At 70.4% G+C, this 17,926-nt stretch carries 17 protein-coding genes; 6 read left to right on the top strand and 11 right to left on the bottom strand.

Annotated features, from left to right (window positions below; translation table 11 throughout):
* Positions 1 to 51 precede the first annotated feature (51 nt).
* The 5 genes from FEZ32_RS08700 to FEZ32_RS08680 all read right to left on the bottom strand — a co-directional run bounded on the left by FEZ32_RS08700 (position 52) and on the right by FEZ32_RS08680 (position 7,007).
* Positions 52 to 1,545, bottom strand: a complete 1,494-nt coding sequence (locus FEZ32_RS08700; protein ID WP_051238244.1) for a DUF5719 family protein — start codon at positions 1,543 to 1,545, stop codon at positions 52 to 54.
* Positions 1,545 to 4,841 carry a glycosyltransferase family 2 protein gene (locus FEZ32_RS08695; protein WP_138680418.1) on the bottom strand — a complete coding sequence of 1,099 codons (3,297 nt, stop codon included), beginning with the start codon at positions 4,839 to 4,841 and terminating at the stop codon, positions 1,545 to 1,547. The genes FEZ32_RS08700 and FEZ32_RS08695 overlap by 1 nt, the downstream gene beginning before the upstream one ends.
* Positions 4,842 to 4,979: 138 nt before the next feature.
* Positions 4,980 to 5,237 (bottom strand): WhiB family transcriptional regulator, encoded by a 258-nt coding sequence (locus FEZ32_RS08690; RefSeq protein ID WP_028702909.1) that lies wholly within the window; start codon positions 5,235 to 5,237, stop codon positions 4,980 to 4,982.
* A 133-nt stretch (positions 5,238 to 5,370) separates the two neighbouring features.
* Complete coding sequence (locus FEZ32_RS08685) at positions 5,371 to 5,934, bottom strand: hypothetical protein (RefSeq protein WP_138680417.1); 564 nt, start codon at positions 5,932 to 5,934, stop codon at positions 5,371 to 5,373.
* The gene (locus tag FEZ32_RS08680) at positions 5,931 to 7,007 is read right to left on the bottom strand and encodes a mannose-1-phosphate guanylyltransferase (RefSeq protein WP_028702908.1); all 1,077 of its coding nucleotides are present in this window, start codon (positions 7,005 to 7,007) and stop codon (positions 5,931 to 5,933) included. The genes FEZ32_RS08685 and FEZ32_RS08680 overlap by 4 nt, the downstream gene beginning before the upstream one ends.
* Before the next feature lie 161 nt (positions 7,008 to 7,168).
* Here FEZ32_RS08680 and FEZ32_RS13550 point away from each other — a divergent pair, with 161 nt between their 5' ends.
* Positions 7,169 to 7,933, top strand: coding sequence for a TIGR03089 family protein (locus FEZ32_RS13550; protein WP_036981317.1), 765 nt, complete (start codon positions 7,169 to 7,171; stop codon positions 7,931 to 7,933).
* On the opposite strand, the gene FEZ32_RS08670 is transcribed toward FEZ32_RS13550, so the two are convergent.
* Positions 7,923 to 9,008 (bottom strand): glycosyltransferase family 2 protein, encoded by a 1,086-nt coding sequence (locus FEZ32_RS08670; RefSeq protein ID WP_036981403.1) that lies wholly within the window; start codon positions 9,006 to 9,008, stop codon positions 7,923 to 7,925. The genes FEZ32_RS13550 and FEZ32_RS08670 overlap by 11 nt on opposite strands.
* A 145-nt stretch (positions 9,009 to 9,153) precedes the next feature.
* Here FEZ32_RS08670 and FEZ32_RS08665 point away from each other — a divergent pair, with 145 nt between their 5' ends.
* Positions 9,154 to 10,446 (top strand): LCP family protein, encoded by a 1,293-nt coding sequence (locus FEZ32_RS08665; protein ID WP_084149318.1) that lies wholly within the window; start codon positions 9,154 to 9,156, stop codon positions 10,444 to 10,446.
* Between the two features lie 87 nt (positions 10,447 to 10,533).
* On the opposite strand, the gene purE is transcribed toward FEZ32_RS08665, so the two are convergent.
* Together purE and FEZ32_RS08655 are read right to left on the bottom strand one after the other, a co-directional pair.
* Positions 10,534 to 11,166 (bottom strand): 5-(carboxyamino)imidazole ribonucleotide mutase, encoded by a 633-nt coding sequence (purE, locus tag FEZ32_RS08660; protein ID WP_138680416.1) that lies wholly within the window; start codon positions 11,164 to 11,166, stop codon positions 10,534 to 10,536.
* Positions 11,159 to 12,274: a 5-(carboxyamino)imidazole ribonucleotide synthase gene (locus tag FEZ32_RS08655; protein WP_244937975.1), complete on the bottom strand. Its 1,116-nt coding sequence runs from the start codon at positions 12,272 to 12,274 to the stop codon at positions 11,159 to 11,161. The genes purE and FEZ32_RS08655 overlap by 8 nt, the downstream gene beginning before the upstream one ends.
* A 311-nt stretch (positions 12,275 to 12,585) precedes the next feature.
* Between FEZ32_RS08655 and FEZ32_RS08650 the strand changes: the two genes are divergently transcribed.
* Complete coding sequence (locus FEZ32_RS08650) at positions 12,586 to 13,113, top strand: PH domain-containing protein (protein ID WP_028702904.1); 528 nt, start codon at positions 12,586 to 12,588, stop codon at positions 13,111 to 13,113.
* A gap of 32 nt (positions 13,114 to 13,145) precedes the next feature.
* On the opposite strand, the gene FEZ32_RS08645 is transcribed toward FEZ32_RS08650, so the two are convergent.
* Both FEZ32_RS08645 and FEZ32_RS08640 read right to left on the bottom strand, forming a co-directional pair.
* Positions 13,146 to 13,862 (bottom strand): Type 1 glutamine amidotransferase-like domain-containing protein, encoded by a 717-nt coding sequence (locus FEZ32_RS08645; protein ID WP_028702903.1) that lies wholly within the window; start codon positions 13,860 to 13,862, stop codon positions 13,146 to 13,148.
* Positions 13,859 to 14,596 carry a biotin--[acetyl-CoA-carboxylase] ligase gene (locus FEZ32_RS08640; protein ID WP_244937974.1) on the bottom strand — a complete coding sequence of 246 codons (738 nt, stop codon included), beginning with the start codon at positions 14,594 to 14,596 and terminating at the stop codon, positions 13,859 to 13,861. Before FEZ32_RS08640 ends, FEZ32_RS08645 begins: the two co-directional genes overlap by 4 nt.
* A gap of 296 nt (positions 14,597 to 14,892) precedes the next feature.
* Here FEZ32_RS08640 and FEZ32_RS08635 point away from each other — a divergent pair, with 296 nt between their 5' ends.
* Genes FEZ32_RS08635 through FEZ32_RS08625 form a run of 3 tightly spaced genes read left to right on the top strand, consistent with a single transcriptional unit; the run spans position 14,893 to position 17,326 of the window.
* Entirely contained in the window at positions 14,893 to 16,467 is a 1,575-nt protein-coding gene (locus FEZ32_RS08635) for an acyl-CoA carboxylase subunit beta (protein ID WP_028702901.1), read from the top strand.
* Between the two features lie 14 nt (positions 16,468 to 16,481).
* Positions 16,482 to 16,712 (top strand): acyl-CoA carboxylase subunit epsilon, encoded by a 231-nt coding sequence (locus FEZ32_RS08630; protein ID WP_236082270.1) that lies wholly within the window; start codon positions 16,482 to 16,484, stop codon positions 16,710 to 16,712.
* Positions 16,712 to 17,326 carry a Maf family protein gene (locus FEZ32_RS08625; protein ID WP_097798501.1) on the top strand — a complete coding sequence of 205 codons (615 nt, stop codon included), beginning with the start codon at positions 16,712 to 16,714 and terminating at the stop codon, positions 17,324 to 17,326. Before FEZ32_RS08630 ends, FEZ32_RS08625 begins: the two co-directional genes overlap by 1 nt.
* A 54-nt stretch (positions 17,327 to 17,380) precedes the next feature.
* On the opposite strand, the gene FEZ32_RS08620 is transcribed toward FEZ32_RS08625, so the two are convergent.
* Positions 17,381 to 17,911, bottom strand: coding sequence for a hypothetical protein (locus FEZ32_RS08620; RefSeq protein ID WP_126412788.1), 531 nt, complete (start codon positions 17,909 to 17,911; stop codon positions 17,381 to 17,383).
* Positions 17,912 to 17,926: the final 15 nt, after the last annotated feature.

The raw sequence follows: 17,926 nt of genomic DNA, 5'->3' as shown, positions 1-17,926 counted from the left end.
GTCACCGCGCGGCCGGCCGCGCGGTGACCGGCACCGCGGTCCGGAGGCCGGTCAGGACAGTTGGGCGTCGACCGAGATCCGGGTGGCCCGGGTGTTCCCGCTCACCACCGACAGCGGCACCGATGACAGTCCGGTGGCGGAGTACCAGACCCCTCCGATGACGGCGTGGTCGGCGTTCACGAGCAGATGGCCCGCATCCGTGCCCAGTCCGCGCGTCCAGGTGGTGCCGGCGGCCAGGGATGCGCTGAACCTCACCGTCTGGCCCTTGACCGTCCGGTAGCTGCCGCTGATCCGGGTGACCTGGTCGGTGGGGTTCGACAGGGAGACGGTCCCCCCGCGTGGAGCAGCGGTCTGCAGGCTGGTCGCGGCCGCAGCCGGCGTCGCCATCGCGACATCCTTGCCCCGGGTCGCCATCAGCTGGGCGCTCACCGGGGTGCTGGCGCTCACCGACAGACCGACGGCCTCACCGGCCAGCGCCTTGCTGAGGTCCACCGCGATCGTGCTGTTCGGCTCGACCTCGATGTCATCGGCCCCCTCGGGTGTGAAGGACCCGCCGGCGGCCAGCGCACTGACCTTCACGGTGGCTCTGCCAGATCCCGGGTTGGACACCAGGAGCTCGGAGGCGGTGGCGCCCGCGGGCACCGCGGGGATGGACAGGTTCTGTGCGGGCGAACTCATCGCGACGGTCTCCGCACCGACGGCCCCACGGCTTCTGGCAACCGCGACGATCCGGCCGGTGTCGCTGGTCACGGTCGCGGAGACCGGCGAGTTGCCGGGGGCCCACACCGACAGCGGCAGCACCTTGCTGGCGCCGGCGGCGATGCTGATCCCACGGGACCCGGTGGCGTCGATGGCCCCCTTGGCCCCACTCAGGGAGACGTCGACAGTGGTGTCCTCGGACTCGGAGTTGGTCACCATGAGGTCGGAGATGCTCGGGTCGGCGACGATCACGGTGCCGCCGGTGGAGGCGGTGACGCAACTGGTCCAGGCGCTGGTGGCGCCCGCCCCCGACCCCACCAGACTCATCGTGGTGGCGGTGGGACGTCCCTGGCCGCTCACCGATCGCACCAGCCGGGCGCCGGTGCCGATCGCCCCGGACATCGGCACCCGGACCTGCTGGGGGGCGCCGCCGAGATCGGAGACGTGCAACTGCGCGCTGGTGGATCCCACCGCCATCTGGGCGGTCTGCTGGGAGGGGGGACAGACCAGGGTCTGTCCGGGCATCACGGTGGTGGCCCGACCCCGGTCGAGCTGCTGGGCCGGGATGAGGGAGACTCCTGTCCCCACGACCAGGGCCAGCGCGGCGAATCCCACCGCGCAGATGATCCCGCCCCTCACGGCGGTGCGCCGCGAGTGCTGACGGTGACCCGCCGAGGAATCCCCCAGCGTCTGCGCGGCACGATCCTGATGATCCGCCGCCGGGGCCGCGCCCTCGGCCCGGTCTCCGTGACGGGGGACGGCCCTGCGGGCGTCAGTGCCGTCCTGGTCGACCTCCTGGGAGTTCTGCGGGTCGTCGTCGGCGCGGCGTGCTCTACGCGGCTCCATCAGTCCACCTCCAGGGATCGGCGCGGCGCCGGGGCCCGGCGCGAGGCATTCGGTCCGGCGATGATGAGCAGGATCAGGACCGCACCCATCTCGATGGCGGCGGCCCAGCCCTGGGTGGGCATCCGCCAGTCGAGCTGACCGGCCGCCCCGCCCAGCGCGTAGCTCTGGCCATATCCGCCGGAGGGCCGTCCGGACTGCTGGAGCAGGGTGCCGCCGACTCTCACCTGCCACCGGTCGTCCCGTGGTTCGAGGATCACCACGGACCGCCCCGAACCGCCGGCCGGCACGGTCTCGGCGACCGGGCTGAGGGTCCGGCCGGTGACCAGCCGTGCTCTCGACGGACTCCCGTTGACGGACCACACGGTACTGGTGGAGTCGGCGGTGGCGGAGGTGAGTCCGGAGGCATTGCTCACCTGGGAGACGACGTCGTCACCGGCTCCCCGCATCCAGACATGCCCGATTCCCAGGGCGGTGAGCTGGCTCGCCAGGTCCTCACTGACATCGCCCGCCGAGATCGACTGGGCGAGCTGGGTGGCGGCCCCCCGGATGGCGGGATCGGTCGAGATCGCGGCATGCTCCCCGGATCCCCACCGGGGGCTGCGCGAGTCGACCAGGTTCCAGGTGGTCCGGCCATCCTGGACCAGGATCATCAGGGTCCGGGTGCGCCGCGGGGAGTCCTCCACCGCGGTGACATAGGCCGGCAGTTTCGTCGAGACACGGTGCAGGGGCTGTCCGGCGCCGGCGATGATCCACCAGGCCACATTGCCGACCATGCCGACGATGAGCACAACGGGCAGTATCTTCCGGCTCCATCGCGCCATGAGCTGGCCGAGGCTGGGCGAGTCCCCCAGTTCATCGTCGGTCTGCTCGGCCTGGGCCTTGACGACCGCCCCCTGCCAGGCCATCGCGATGAGAACCATCAGGCATCCCAGACCCAGCAGCTGCCAGCTCTCGACGTCGGGATGGACCTGGCTCCCCCACAGTCGCACGAGCCGGCGGGCACTGGTCCCGGCGACCAGGAAGCACACCAGGCCGGCGATCGCCACCGCGACAACCAGCACCCTGCTGCGGTGCGGGGCGCCTCCTCTGGGCGGGTGGCGGAACAGCCAGGTGAGCGCCCACAGCACCGCGAGCCACAGCGGGAGGGTGCCCACCAGCAGCAGCCACAGGGGGGCCGCGCCGTCACTGACGCCTCCTCCCACCAGGACCAGGAGTCCGCCCGTGGTGCTTCCGACGCCGGTGAGCAGCGGGTCGGCGCCGGTGAGCAGCCGGGTCGGTGAACTCCAGACCCGCACCAGCCACGGACCGAGGACCACGACCGGCCCCAGCGCCGCCAGCAGGGCCGGGCGCCACAGCCTCCGGTCGCGACAACACGCCCCCACCAGGCCGACGACCGCCAGCGCCCAGATCGACGGGGTGAAGGAGGCCGCCACAGCGGTCCAGAAGGCCAGTGCCCCGGCGGTGCGCCAGGGATCCGGACTGTGTCCGCCGGCCCCCCACAGGTCTTCGAGATCGATCGTCTCCGGGGACAGCAGCCGCCACATGTGCAGGGCGAGCTGCGGGATCACCACACCCATCGCCAGACCGGTGATCGACCCGCGCGCGATGCTGCCGGTGAGCACCGGCAGCATCGCCCAGGTGACCGACAGCAGGACGGCCGGGACGCCGAGACCCATGATCCGCCGGTTCACCCGGTGGGCCGACATCGCGGCCAGCAGGGGACTCAGGATGAGTGCGGCCCGCGCGAAGATCTCGGGCTGTCCGAAGGCGATCGTCGACCCCAGAGCGGAGATGCTCAGCCAGACGGCGTTGCCGCCGGGCTCCCCAGGAGTGGCACCCAGCCATGCCGCCCAGGCACCGCGCAGCCCGTCGGGGGCCGGCCCCAGCCAGCTGGAGACGACATCGCCGGAACCGAACAGGCCCCGTCCCGCCACCAGCCCGACCAGCAGCATGCCGACAAGCATGGTGCCGTAGGGATTGATCACGGTGTGGTGCTCGCGGGCCTCCGACTCGTCGCCGGTGAGCTCATCGATCGAGGTGCCCAGATCGGCGTCCCGGTCGGGGTGCAGCCGGTCGCTCACGTTGCCGGCGAACTGGTCGGCGATCCGGGCCCAGACCCTGCGCCGGGTGGGCAGCAGCCGCCTGGTGCTGGAGATCTGGTCGGGGTCGCAGGTCTGCCGGAAGGCGCGCACCCGCTCGGCCATCTCGCGATTCTCGGCGCCTGTGCGCCACAGCCTGAACCCGGCCCTCAACTCGTCGAGAGCACGGCCCGGGGCCTTGCCCAGAAGCAGGATGAGAGCCCGGCCGATGCACTCCAGGAACAGCGCCAGGGCGGTCCTGCCCGGGTGGGCGGAGCGAGCGGTGACCATCCTCATCCCGGCCAGCAGGTCGGTGAGATCGGGACGGCGGGCCAGGGTCGAGTCGCGCTCCCAGCCGCGACCTGCCTGGCGGTGGTGCAGGGCGCAGCTGGGTGCGGTGCGCACCACCAGTCCCGCCTCGTTGGCCCGCCAGCCCAGATCGACCCCGTCACGGAACAGGGGCAGCGCCGGATCGAACCCGCCGACCCGTCGCCAGGCCGCCACGGACAGGAACATGCCGGCAGTCGATCCGCCGAGCACCGTCACCGGATCGGACTGGTGCTGGTTGATGTCTCCCTTGTCGATGACGGGCAGCACCCGCGACCCGGTCGAGGTGAGGGTCTGGCCCTGCTCATCGATGACGTCGGGATAGTTCCGTCGGGCCGGGCGCAGCAGGGTCGGGTAGCAGACGTCGGCCTGCGGTGGGCGGGAGACCTCCACCAGCATCTGGTGCAGGCTCTCGGGGCTCACCATCAGGTCGTCGTGCAGGATCCACAGATGGGTGATGTCGTCGGGAAGTGAGGCCACCGCCCGGGACACCGCCTGTCCCGGGGGCTCGGTCGCCGGAGCCTCGAGCACCTCCTCGAGGAACCCGTCGTGCTGGGCGGCAGCCAGCAGTGCGGCCGACCCGTCGACCGAACCCATGTCCACCGCGACGGTGACTCCGGGTCGGTCCTGAAGAGCAGCAAGACCACTGAGCGTGGCGGGCAGCCACTCCTCGGCCTGATGGACCAGAAGGATCGCGGCGACCTGGTCGGGCGAGATGTCGGTGGGCGGCTTCGGGGCGGGCCGGTGGGCCCACTCCCAGTCCTCCTCGAGCACTGGCACCGAGGGGACGACTGGGATGGTCCAGTCGGTCAATCCCTCGTCGGTGCGGGGCGGCTCGCCCCCGGCCGGCACCGGGGTGGTGCCCGCGGTCTCTCCGGTCTGTTCACTCACGATGACAACCCATCCTTGCCCTTCGATGTCCGCGGTGCGGACTGACGGCGGCATCCGGTCCCCGGACATTGAGTGGGGAGTCTAGTCGGCGATCGTGTACCTGGGGCTCTCGACGCGGTTTACGGTCATGACGGATCGTCACGCACTGCGCTTGATCCGGCGCCTCTCCATCTCGGACAGACCGCCCCAGATGCCGAACCGCTCGTCATTGCGCAGAGCGTATTCCAGGCACTCGGCCTGCACCTCGCAGTGCTCGCAGATCCGCTTGGCCTCGCGGGTCGATCCACCCTTCTCGGGGAAGAAGGCCTCCGGATCGGTCTGGGCGCACAGCCCGCGTTCCTGCCACGACTCGGTCCCGTCGCCAACTCCGGACAACGGCGGAAAAAGCTCCCCCATACGAACTCCTCGGGCTCTGGTGGCAAGTGGTTTCACACACCTGGTCGGTCATCTCGGCAGTTCCACCGCGACAGCTCCGGCCTGCGCAATCCATAAGTTACACGGGTGTCGTTCGTGACGCGACCCGTTGTCGTCATTTATCCTGACCCACCCCGTCGGGCCGACCCCGCCCCTCGTCGGGGGCCGGCGAGCCCAGCACGGACCGGTCCTCGTCATGGCGGCGCGACATCATCAGCAGGACGACCGCAACGGCCGCCTTGACCACCACGACGAGAAGGTCACCGACCAGGCCCAGGATGATCCCGATCACCCCGCCCGGAGCACCGATCAGGGACAGCACCGCCAGCACAAGATCGGCAGAACCGGAGACCGCGACCACCGCCCCGACCGCGAGACACACCTGACGACAGTGCCGGGTGGCGGGATTCACCAGCCGACAGGCGACCACTGCCGCCACTGCCAGGGCCATCGAGCCGATCCCCAGCGAGTTCCCGGACAGTCGCCGGGAGGTCTCGAACAGGCCGCCGTGCTCGTGCAGCACCGACCAGAGGAACTCGACGACGAAGATCAGGACGGACACCGCGCAGACCGCCACCATCGCCCAGGCGAAGGGCTCGCGAGCCCTCCTGCCGAACTCCAGGACACTCCTGAAGGTGCTCTCCGGATGGGCTCCGGGATCGCCCGACTGCGAGCTCACGCGAACTCGCCACCCTGTTCGGCGGCCACCTTGGCGACCAGCTCCTTGACCTTCTGCGAGTCGGCCAGGGGCACCACCAGGGTGGCCCGATCGGTGGCGATCACCGCCATCCGGTGAAGTCCGGCAACTGCCAGCACGGAGTCCGGACGCTGATTCATCAGCAGATTGCCGTCGGAGTCCAGGCAGATGGTCATCCCGGTGTGCCGGTTGCCCTCCTGATCGGGGGGAAGGTGCGGGGCCAGGCTCTGGTAGGAGCCCACGTCGTACCACTGGACGTCCAGCGGCACCGCCACCACGTGGGCGTCCGCCTCGCCTCGCGAGACCGGCTCCATCACCGAGAAGTCCACCGAGATCTTCTCCAGCCTGGGGTAGATCTGCGCGAGTCTGGAGGGTTCGGCGACCAGCTGGTCGACTCCGGAACGGACCGCCGGACGGAGCTGGCCGAGGACGTCCAGCAGGGTCTGGGCGCGCCAGACGAACATTCCGGAGTTCCACCAGTAGTTCCCCGAGTCCAGGTACCGGCGGGCGGTCTCGGCGTCGGGCTTCTCGGTGAACTCGACGACCTCGCAGGCCGGCGGGTCGTCGGCGATCTGCTGGCCACGCCTCAGGTAGCCGAAACCGGTGTTGGCCTCGGTGGGCACCACGCCGAAGGTCACCAGGGCGCGCGCATCGCCCTCGGCGATCCGGAAGGCCCCGTCGAGGGCGGCGCGGAAGTCGGGCACCGGCCGGATGATGTGGTCGGCGGTGACGGTGGCCAGAGTGGCCTGCGGATCCCTGGCGGCGATGATCCCGGCGGGCCAGGCGACAGCGGCCAGGGAGTCACGACCGACCGGTTCGCCGAGGATGTTCTCCGCGGGGAGCTCGGGCAGCTGGGTCGCCACCACATCGGCGTAGTCCGCACCGGTGCAGACCACGATGTTCTCGTCGGGGACCAGACCGCGCACCCGTTCGTAGGACATCCGCAACAGGCTGAGTCCGTCGATGAGTTCCAGAAGCTGTTTGGGTTCACCCTGGTGCGACAGGGGCCACAGGCGAGTGCCCGAGCCCCCGGCGATGATGAGGACGTGACGCATGGCCTCAGCCTAGCGGGGCGGACGGCTCCGGGACTGCTCTCCGAGGGACGAGACGAGATCACGAGACGATCCCGCCCGCCACCCCCCACACATCGCCCTTGGCACGCGCTGCGAGAGGCCACGACGAGACCGCGGGCACGCGTCCGCGGCACAATGCCAGCATGGTTCAGCTCTCCCGCACCCCCTCCTCCACCCCGGGCCCTCGTCCCGCCGCCGGCGACCCGGTGTCCACCCTCGCCCAACGGATCGGTGAGTCGGGAGCCGGGCCCCTGGTGACCTGGTACCGGGGGCCGGACCGGGTGGAGCTGTCCACCCGCACCGTCGGCACCTGGGTCGCCAAGACCGTTCATCTGATGTCAGAGGAGGGGGTGGGCCGGGGAGACCTGGTCCACCTGCAGGTCCTCTCCTCGCACCCGCTGCACTGGGTGAGCTGCTGCTGGCTGCTGGCCACCTGGTGGTCGGGGGCCACCCCCAGCGTGCTGCCGACCGACTCGTCGAGGGCGGCCCTGGCGGTGGCCGGCCCCGATGCCACCGGCTGCGACCCACGAGTGCCGCTGGTCCAGTGCTCGCTGGAGCCGCTCGCCGGACCGTGCCAGGATCCGGTGCCCGGGGCGATCGACTACTGCGAGGCCCTGGCGATGCCCGATGAGATGCCCGGTGCCACACCCGCCCCGCTGGCGCAGACCTGGCTGGCCGACGTCGACCCGATGAATGGTCGGAGCCTGGCAGGCGTGCCGCCGGTCGCCGGTCCGCTGCTGGTGGCCACCGGCGATCCGGGAGCGACCCCGGCCCACCTCGCCGTGCTGCTGGCCGGGTGTCTCCGGGGCGGTGGGTCGCTGGTGCTGGTGGAGTCGACCGGGTCGGGCACCACGATCGAGCAGATCGCCCGTCAGGAGAGGGCCAGCCGGGACGGGCTCACTCGATGAGGGGAGGCTGCCCGGCGTCGCCGGTGTCACGGTGTCGGCGCGGCAGCCCGACCAGGAACCCGGCACCCCAGCTGAAGTGCATCACCGCGAGCACCAGGGGCAGCCGCCGGCGCACCTGACGGGGCATCGGGCGTCGCATCGCCACGCTGCCGACAGTGATCGCCGCCGCATAGCCCAGCGGCAGCCCCCAGCCCGCAAGCATCCACTGGCCGCCCGGTCTGCGGGAGTCCGCGCCGGGGAGGATCCCGGCAAGTGCGCGCACCGCACCAGCGATCCCCAGGGCGGCACCGATCACCGAGGCCGACACCGTCAGCGGGGCCGCCAGGTACCGCAGGCTCACCGAGTCGCGGTGCCGGCGCATCACCTCGCGGCGCCACTGCCCGGTGCGGAAGAACTGGCGGGCCAGCGCCCCGACCGTCGACCGCGGCCGGTAGGTGACCCTGAGGCGCGGGCTGAACCAGACCTGACGGCCCGCCTGACGCAACCGATAGTTGAGCTCCCAGTCCTGGGCGCGGTCGAAGGTGACGTCGAAGCCGTCGACGGCGAGCAGATCGGACTTGCGGAACACCCCGAGGAAGACGGTGTCGGCCGGTCCCTCCGGGGAGTCGCCAAGGTGGAAGGAGGAGGATCCCAGGCCCAGTCTGGAGGTGTAGGCCACCGCGACGGCCTGCTCGAAGGCGGTGCGGCCGCGGGCATCCATCACGCCACCGACATTGGCGGCGCCGGTGCGCTCCAGCAGCTCGACGGCGGTGGCGATGTACTCCGGTGCCAGCTCGCCGTGGGCGTCGACCCGCACGATGATGTCGTGCCGGGCGGCGGCCACCCCGATGTTGAGGGCCCGGGGAGTCGTCGCCCACGGGTTCGGAACCACCCGCACGCGGGGGTCGCGGGCGGCCAGATCCTCGGCGATCTGCTGACTGGCGTCGTGACCCGGCGCCACCACCAGGATCACCTCCATCTCACCGGGATAGCCCTGGGCCAGAATCCCGTCGACCGAGGAGGCGAGGTACTTCTCCTCATCCCTGACCGGCATGACGACGCTGACCGGTGGAGCCGGATATGTGGACGAGGACATGGTGGCCATTGTGCCAGCACCGATCCGTCGCTCGCTCCCAGCGCTGCACGCCTCGGCCCCCGGGTCCGCCTCGCGAGCCGGTCGGGACGGGGTGTCGGGACGCCGGTGCGCACCCCGCGGCTCCCGGGAGAACTACCGTGGGCACATGGCCGACCGACGAGACGAGCAATCCCGCCAGGATGACGTGGACTGGCTCTACGGCAATGACTCCACCAGCAGTGCCCGTGGCGGGACCCCGCGCGGCGCCTCACCGGGTGAGCGGCGGGACCGCGGACCGGGTCGGTCCGGCCCGGCTGGAACTCACGGGGAGCGCGAGGATCATGTCGACCCGAGCGGCCATCCGCTGCACCCCTTCAGCTACTCCTACGACTCCTCGTCGAGCCGACCGTCCTCGTCCGGAAGGTCCCGGTCGAGAAGGGGTGCCCGCACAGACTCGCGTCGGCACCGCGATCCGGGTGGAACTCGTCCCCGGGCCGCGGCAGGTCGTCGACGACATCGCCCGCTCCGGATCCTCCGCAACCTTCTGGTGGTGTGGATCATCTGGCTGCTGGTGGTTCCGATCATCGCCCTGGTCCGGTCCAACACGGTTGACGCCACCCCCGAGGGGGATCGCCCGGACAGCCAGCCCGGCACCGCGACCCTGCTGGTCGGCACCGACCAACGGGACAACCTCAGCTCCTCCGAGCAGAAGAAGCTGGGCACCGGGACCGAGGTGGGCACCCGCACCGACACGATGCTCATCCTCTACACCCCGCCCCGCGGCAGGTCGGTGCTCATCTCGCTGCCCCGCGACTCCTTCGTGCCGATCCCGGGCCATGGCCGCAACAAGCTCAACGCCGCCTACTCGATCGGCGGCCCGAAACTGCTGATGGCGACCGTCGAGGGGGCCACCGGGCTGCGGATGGACGGCTACATGGAGATCGGTTTCGCCGGGTTCGTCGACATGGTCGACGCGGTCGGCGGGGTCAGGGTGTGCCTCCAGCGGCCGATGGTCGACAAGGACTCCCACACGAACCTGCCGGCCGGCTGCCAGACCCTCCACGGCATCGAGGCACTCGGATATGTCCGGATGCGCAAGGCAGACCCGCTGGGAGATCTCGGCCGGGTCAAGCGCCAGCAGCAGATCACCGCGGCGGTCGCCAAGAAGGTCATCAGCCCCTGGACGGCCATCAACCCGGTGCGCTACTGGCGGGTCAACATGGCGGTCGCCGAGTCCTTCCGGCGAAGCTCGGACACCTCGCTGTGGACCACCGTCAGGACCGCCACAGGTCTGATGGGGGCCGCCGGCAGCAACGGGATCAAGATCACCGTGCCGGTCGCCAGCACCGACGCCACCACCGCGGCCGGATCCTCGGTGCTGTGGGACAGGCCCAAGGCCCTGGCGCTGTTCGAGGCGCTGGCCCGTGGAGACACCTCGGTGGCCGAGCAGTACGCCTGACCGACCGGCGCCGACCGGTCGACACTGAGACTGTCAGCATTTGCCCGGTCGACACTGACCCTGTCGGCTCTGACCGTGCAGACCCGGTCAGCTCTGGCCGTGCAGCCTGACCCGCTCCCCCTTGGCCTGCGCGCTGGCCCTCAGATCCTCCTGGAAGGCCAGCATCTTCTCGGTGAGTGCGGGATCTCCGGCGGCCAGGATCCGCACCGCCAGCAGGCCGGCGTTCCTGGCATTGCCGATTCCCACCGTCGCCACCGGCACTCCGCCCGGCATCTGGACGATCGACAGGAGGGAGTCCATCCCCTCCAGGTGGGCCAACGGCACGGGGACGCCGATCACCGGCAGCGGGGTGAGAGCCGCCAGCATCCCCGGCAGGTGAGCCGCTCCGCCGGCTCCGGCGATGATCACCCTGATGCCCCGTTCGTGGGCGGCCCGCCCGAACTCCACCATCTGCTCGGGCATCCGGTGGGCCGACACCACATCGGCCTCGAAGAGCACCCCGAAGTCCTTGAGCACGGCCGCGGCAGGTTCCATCGTCGGCCAGTCGGAGTCGGACCCCATCACGATGGACACCCGTGGCGAGACGACCTCCTCCTCGGCCACCCGTCGGGCCTTGGTGCGCGGTTCGGACTTGGTCCGCCGCGGCGTCCTCCTGGACTCGGGCTGCTTCCTGGACTTGGGCTGCTTCCTGGACTCGGGCTGCTTTCTCGACTCAGACATTGCGATCTCCCATGAGGTATCCGGCGGCATGGCGGGCCCGGCGCTGCACATCCTCGACGTCGGTGCCCAGGCAGGTCACGTGACCCACCTTGCGTCCCGGCCGCACCTGCTTGCCGTACAGCTCGACGTGCAGACTGCGGTCCCGGGCGAAACAGTGCTGAAGAGCACCGGTCAGATCCATCTCCGAACCCCCCAGGACATTCTCCATCACCACCACCGGTGCGGTCACCGACGGATCACCCAGCGGGAGATCCAGGACCGCCCGGATGTGGTTGGCGAACTGGCTGGTCCGGGCCCCGTGGATGGACCAGTGCCCGGTGTTGTGGGGTCGCATCGCGAGCTCATTGATGACCACCGACCCGTCGGCCCGCTCCATCAGTTCGACGGCCAGCACCCCGACCACCCCCAGCCGCCCGGCGATCCCCATCGCCATCTGCTGGATCTCGGCCTGCCGCTCGTCGCTCATCCGCGGTGCCGGGGTGGTCGTCTCCACGCAGATGCCGTCGCGCTGCACCGTCTCGCTGACCGGGTAGGCCACCCCCTGACCCGATGGGGAGCGCACCACGATCGCCGACAGCTCGCGGGTGAAGTCGACGAACTCCTCCGCAAGGATCTCGATGGGCTGCTGGCCGTCGGCCAGGCCGCCCATCGCCTCGAAGGGCTCGTCGACCTCCTCGGGGCCCTCGACCTTCCACACTCCCTTGCCGTCATACCCGCCGCGGGAGGTCTTGGCGATCACCGGCCATCCGTGGGCGTCACCGAAGGCGATCAGGTCCGCCGGGGTGTCGCACACCTGCCAGAGTGGGCAGGGCGCCCCGTCGGCGGCCGCGCGTGCCCTCATCACCGCCTTGTCCTGGGCGTGCACCAGCGCCTCGGAGCCGGGCCGGACCGCGACCCCCGCCTCCTCCATCTCCCGCAGGTACTCGGTCGGGACGTGCTCATGGTCGAAGGTGACGACGTCGCACCCCTTGGCGAAGTCCAGCACCGCGTCATGGTCCAGGTGCGAGCCGATGGTGACGTCTCTCATGACCTGGGCGGCGGACTCATCGGGGGAGGTGGCCAGCAACCGGGTGTGGACCCCCAGGGAGATCGCGGCCTGGTGCATCATCCGGGCGAGCTGACCCCCGCCGATGATGCCGACCGTGTACTGCCCCTCAGGCCGGCTGCTGCGTGCGCTGCCGGGCAGGGATGAGATCGAGGAGTCCTGCACGGACTCGTGGTGGTCAGAGTCTGAGGATGCGCTCACCCTCGTCATCCTAGAGTCTGGCGGGTAGTGCCCCGGCCCGGTGAACACCGGCCACCAGACGTCGGTAGATCCACGCGCCGGCAGATCCACGCGTTGGGAGGTCCGATCCCCATCACCTCGGGCGACGCACTGGGCAGATGGCCCGCACTGGAGTCATGGCCCACACTGGAGTCATGGTTCTGTCACGAAAGCTGCTCAGCGACCAGGAGCAGGTACTGCTTCACATGCGCACCCATGTCAAGGCTCTCATCGCCCCGACCGTCCTGCTGATCATCGTGGTCGCGGCGGCCGGGCTCGGACTGGGCCTCATGCCGTCGCAGTGGACGCCCTGGGGCTCCTGGGCCGTGGTCGGGCTGGCGGTGGTGCTGGTGGTCCTGGGCACCGTGCGCCCGTGGCTGAACTGGCTCACCACCACCTACACCGTCACCGACCGCCGCATCATCACCCGACGCGGGATCCTCCAGCGCAGCGGCCACGACATCCCTCTGCACCGGATCAACGACGTGTCCTACGAGCGGGGACTGGTCGACCGGATGCTCGGGTGCGGCACCCTGGTGCTGTCCACCGCCGCCGAGGACCCGGTCACCCTGCCCGATGTGCCCCATGTCGAGCAGGTCCACGTCCAGGTCGCCGACGCGCTGTTCGCGTCCCACAGGCCCGACCCACGCTCGCCCTCCACCCCGCAGGACTACGACCGCTGAACCGGCAGGGAGCTCACCGGACCGACGGTCACTCAGAGCAGGGTGACGTCCAGCTGGTCACGCAGCACCCCGGCCGCGGTCGGCGAGTTGCTGCTGGTGAAGCGGCTCACCTGGGCCCCCTCGCGCTCGCACACCGCCCCGGCGAACTCGCCGTCGATGAAGTGCACCGCGGCGCCGTCGTCGACCGCGTAACCGTCCGGCAGCACCCCCGAGGCGATCGCCTGGGCGTAGGCCGGGGGCCGGTCCGGCTCCCCGTCGAAGTGCGGACAGAAGGAACCCGGCAGCAGACCCAGACCGCCCCGCCAGGCGCGCAGGTCGCCGAAGGCATCTGTCAACGATCCGGTGAACCAGCAGGCGGCCCCGGCCGACACCCCGCCCAGCACCAGATCGGAGTCCCGGACGACCATTCGCTTGATGACGTGGTCGACCCCGTGGGCCCGCCACAGGGCCACCAGATTCGCCGTCGACCCGCCACCCGAGAGCACCACATCGGCCTGACTGAGCCGGTCCACCGACTCCGCGGCCCCCTGCCACAGGGTGAGCACCATCGTCCGGACCCCGAGAGCAGAGTAGGCCGCCAGGAATCGGTTGATGTAGGCCGGGTCGTCGGCCGCCGCCGTGGGCGCGAAGCACACCAGCGGTGAGGACTTGCCCGACAGATCCAACAGGTGACGGTCGAGAGCAGTCGGGGCGCCGCGGTTCGACATCGAGAAGCCGCCGCCGCCCATGGCGAGGATGTGGGTGGTCATGGGGTCAGTCTAGGGTTCCCCACCGGCCTGAGGTGCTCGACATCGGCGGCCGAGAAGGCACACCGCCCCTCGGCGGTGGCGACCACGATCGAGCCATCCATCTCGATGTCTGCACCGACCCCCTCGATGCGGGTCGGTCCACCCCCGACCTTCGCCGGGTCGAAGGTCAGTCGCACCGGCCTGCCGATGGTGTCGCAGCGGTCGCGATAGATGCCGCGCACGGTTCCGGTCGCCAGCCACACCCCGATGAGATGGTCCAGGGCCTCCACGACGGCGGCGGCCAGCCGCTCCCGGTCGTGGGCCAGCCCGCACAGCGCCAAGGAGGTGGCGGTGGGCACCGGCAGTTCGCTGCGGTCCATCGATGTGTTGATCCCGATGCCGATCACGGCATGGGAGCCGACGGGGCCCTCGACCCGCTCCGACAGGATCCCGCACAGCTTCCCGCCGTGCTCCCGGTGCTGGTCCAGCAGGATGTCATTGGGCCATTTCAGGGTGACGCGGTCGCGCCCGGCCCCCGTGGTCGCCTCGACGGCCTCGGTGACGGCCAGTCCGGCGACCATCGACAGCCACCCCCAGTCCTGGGGATCGCGGGAGGCCGGCACCAGGGCCGACATCAGCAGAGCGGTGCCGGCCGGCGCCTGCCAGGGCCGGGAGAACCGCCCGTGACCGCCGTCCTGGTGATCGGCCACCAGGATCCGGAATCCGGTCTGTCCGCTGCGCACCATCCGGCTCAGGTGAGCATTGGTCGAGTCGGTGTTCGCCACCACCGTGATACCGCCGGATCCCGGACGGGTGAACCGGGTGTCGCGGTCGGTGAGCTCGGTGATCCTGGCGGCGTCGATGGGCGAGGTGACTGGCACGGTTGGCAAGCCTAGCCGCACCGGGCGGCCGTGACCGCGAGTCCGGACCCCTCGAGCGCCTCGGCCCCGATCCACCGTCGCCTGCCGTGCTCCCCACCGGCGCGCCGATGTGATGTCCGTCACACAACCGGTGCCACCGACAGGCTCCACAACCGGATAGTCTCGCCGGTATGGACATCGACATCCACACCACGGCCGGGAAGATCGCCGACCTGGGTCGTCGCATCGACGAGGCCGTCAACGCGGCCTCCCCCGCAGCCGTCGAGAAGCAGCACGCCGCCGGCAAGATGACCGCCCGGGAGCGGGTGCTGGCACTGCTGGACGAGGATTCCTTCTCCGAGCTCGACGAGTTCGCCCGGCATCGCTCGCACAACTTCGGCATGGACAACCGTCGGCCCTACACCGACGGCGTCATCACCGGGGTGGGCGCCATCCACGGCCGGCCGGTCTGCGTCTTCAGCCAGGACGTCACCATCTTCGGCGGTTCCCTGGGCAAGGTCTACGGCGAGAAGATCTGCAAGATCATCGACTTCGCCGTCAAGACCGGTTGCCCTCTCATCGGCATCAACGAGGGCGGTGGCGCCCGGATCCAGGAGGGGGTCTCCTCCCTGGCGATGTACGGGGAGATCTTCCGGCGCAACACCCGGGCCTCCGGCGTGATCCCCCAGATCTCGGTGATCATGGGGGCGGCCGCCGGCGGGCACGTCTACTCACCGGCCCTCACCGATTTCATCGTGATGGTCGACCAGACCTCCCAGATGTTCATCACCGGTCCGGCAGTGGTGAGCGAGGTCACCGGCGAGGACGTCTCCCTGGAGGAGCTCGGTGGCGCCCGCACCCATTCGGCCGTCTCGGGAAACTCCCACTACCTGGCGGCCGACGAGGCCGACGCCCTGGAGTACGTCCGCGACCTCATCAGCTATCTGCCGCAGAACAACCTGGAGGACCCGCCGGTCTACGACGACGGTGAGGTCGACCTCACCATCACCGACCACGACCGCGAGCTCGACACCCTCATCCCGGACTCCCCCAACCAGCCCTATGACATGCATGAGGTGATCAACACCGTCCTCGACGAGGACACCTTCATGGAGGTCCACGAGCTGTTCGCCCCGAATGTGCTGTGCGGATTCGGCCGGATCGAGGGGCGGGCGATCGGGGTGGTCGCCAATCAGCCCCTGGTGAACGCCGGCACCCTCGACATCGACGCCTCCGAGAAGGCGGCCCGGTTCGTGCGGACCTGCGACTCCTTCAACATCCCGGTGCTGACCTTCGTCGACACCCCGGGATTCCTGCCCGGGGTCCAGCAGGAGCACCGCGGGATCATCCGCCACGGCGCGAAGCTCATCTACGCCTACGGCGAGGCCACCGTTCCGCTGCTGACCGTCATCACCCGCAAGGCCTACGGCGGCGCCTACATCGTGATGGGGTCCAAGACCCTGGGCGCCGACGTCAACCTCGCCTGGCCCACCGCCCAGATCGCGGTGATGGGGGCTGACGGCGCGGTGAGCATCCTGCACCGCAAGGATCTCGCCCGGGCCGAGGATCCCCAGGCGCTGCGCAAGGAACTGGTCGACGAGTACGAGACCTCGATGTCGAACCCCTATGTGGCCGCCGAGTCCGGCTACATCGACCAGGTGATCCACCCCCACGAGACCCGCGAGACGGTGATCCGCACGCTGCGGCTGCTGCGCTCCAAGCGCGAGGCACTGCCTCCCAAGAAGCACGGGAACATCCCGCTGTGAGCACCGACCAGACGCTGGCGGGCCGGCCCGAGGCCCCCCAGATCCAGCTCACCAAGGGCAGTCTGAGCGACGAGGAGCTCGGGGCTCTGATCGCGGTGCTCACCGCGGCCACCCGCCCCGCACCGGATCCCTATGTTCCCGAGGACCGCCCGGCGGCCTTCGGCTGGCGGTCCTACTGGCGTCCGATCCGCGAACCTTTCATGCCCGGCCACGCCGCCTGGCAGGGCTCTCTGCGACGGTACTGATGGGCGTCCGGTACCGCTTCGTGCTGGCCTCCAAGTCGCCGGCCAGGCTGGCCAGCCTGCGCTCGGCCGGGATCGAGCCGGAGGTCATCGTCTCGGGGGCCGATGAGACCCAGCATCCCGGCGAGCCGGCTCCCGACCTCACCGCGCGGCTGGCCGAGCTCAAGGCGGACAGCGTCATCGAGACCCTGGCGGTCGACGGCCCCACGATCGTGGTGGCCTGCGACTCGGTGCTGGATCTGGACGGCCGGGTGCTGGGCAAACCGGGCACCGCCGATGCGGTGATGCACTGGTGGTACGGGATGCGGGGACGCAGCGGGGTGCTGGTCACCGGACATCATGTCTGCGTCCTGGACGAGGCCGGACGCCGGGCCGCCACCCGGGTGGGACAGACCGTCGTCACCTTCGCCGATCTGACCGACGACGAGATCCGCAGCTATGCCGAGACCGGCGAACCCCAGCGGGTCGCCGGGGCCTTCACCCTGGACGGTTACGGCGGTGCCTTCGTCACCCGCATCCAGGGGGATCCGCACAATGTCACCGGTATCTCGCTGCCCCTGGTGCGCCAGATGCTGCTCGACATGGACGTCGCCTGGGAGAGCCTGTGGGTCCGGTGAGACCGGTCTGCTGAGGCCGGGAGACCGGTGGCCACCCGTCCGGGAAGCCATCCGTCAGGGACGGCGCAGGGTGAGCCCGGCGAGGTCCTGGGAGACGGTGTAGGCCCCGCTCCAGCCGTGCCCGCTGAAGGTCAGCGACTGCTGTCGGTCGGCGGTGATGGTGAATCCCGCACCGGGCAGGCGGTCGCGCAGGAAGCGGTAGGTCTGCGAACCCTGGGAGACGTCGATCACCAGGGTCACGTTGTTGGGGTTGTCCACCGTGTAGCTGATCATCAGGTCGGCCGGCAGCGGCAGCTGCTCGGGGCCATTGCGGATCGCGAAGTCGCGCAGTGTGGAGGCCTCCGGGTCCGCCGAGGAGGGCATCGCCACGGACCCGGAGGGACCGCCCGGCGCACTGGTGCCGGCCCTGGCCGACGTATCGGGGGCTGATGCCGCCGGGGCGCCCGCACCGGGCGACAGCGTCGCACCCGTGCCGGCTGATGGAGAGGTCGCGGACCCCGTCCGCCCACCGCACCCGGTCACGGTCAGCACAGCCAGCAGAGCCGCCGCGGCGGCCGCCGCGACCGGGCCTCGAGAGACACTCACCCGGTCACTGTAACC

The sequence above is a fragment of the Acidipropionibacterium jensenii genome, from assembly GCF_005890135.1.
In the GTDB taxonomy this organism is placed as follows: Bacteria; Actinomycetota; Actinomycetes; order Propionibacteriales; family Propionibacteriaceae; genus Acidipropionibacterium; species Acidipropionibacterium jensenii.
Note: the sequence above shows the minus strand (reverse complement) of the source record. Positions and strands in the feature narration are given on the sequence as shown.

Bases quoted from the DNA above. Each gene is read 5' to 3' on its own strand.
- FEZ32_RS08635 (WP_028702901.1), top strand. From the start codon at position 14,893: ATGGACATCGACATCCACACCACGGCCGGGAAGATCGCCGACCTGGGT.
- FEZ32_RS08690 (WP_028702909.1), bottom strand. From the start codon at position 5,237: ATGGGGGAGCTTTTTCCGCCGTTGTCCGGAGTTGGCGACGGGACCGAG.
- FEZ32_RS08650 (WP_028702904.1), top strand. From the start codon at position 12,586: ATGGTTCTGTCACGAAAGCTGCTCAGCGACCAGGAGCAGGTACTGCTT.
- FEZ32_RS08645 (WP_028702903.1), bottom strand. From the start codon at position 13,862: ATGACCACCCACATCCTCGCCATGGGCGGCGGCGGCTTCTCGATGTCG.
- FEZ32_RS08670 (WP_036981403.1), bottom strand. From the start codon at position 9,008: ATGTCCTCGTCCACATATCCGGCTCCACCGGTCAGCGTCGTCATGCCG.
- FEZ32_RS08655 (WP_244937975.1), bottom strand. From the start codon at position 12,274: ATGATGCACCAGGCCGCGATCTCCCTGGGGGTCCACACCCGGTTGCTG.
- FEZ32_RS13550 (WP_036981317.1), top strand. From the start codon at position 7,169: ATGGTTCAGCTCTCCCGCACCCCCTCCTCCACCCCGGGCCCTCGTCCC.
- FEZ32_RS08680 (WP_028702908.1), bottom strand. From the start codon at position 7,007: ATGCGTCACGTCCTCATCATCGCCGGGGGCTCGGGCACTCGCCTGTGG.
- FEZ32_RS08665 (WP_084149318.1), top strand. From the start codon at position 9,154: ATGGCCGACCGACGAGACGAGCAATCCCGCCAGGATGACGTGGACTGG.
- purE (WP_138680416.1), bottom strand. From the start codon at position 11,166: ATGTCTGAGTCGAGAAAGCAGCCCGAGTCCAGGAAGCAGCCCAAGTCC.
- FEZ32_RS08625 (WP_097798501.1), top strand. From the start codon at position 16,712: ATGGGCGTCCGGTACCGCTTCGTGCTGGCCTCCAAGTCGCCGGCCAGG.
- FEZ32_RS08700 (WP_051238244.1), bottom strand. From the start codon at position 1,545: ATGGAGCCGCGTAGAGCACGCCGCGCCGACGACGACCCGCAGAACTCC.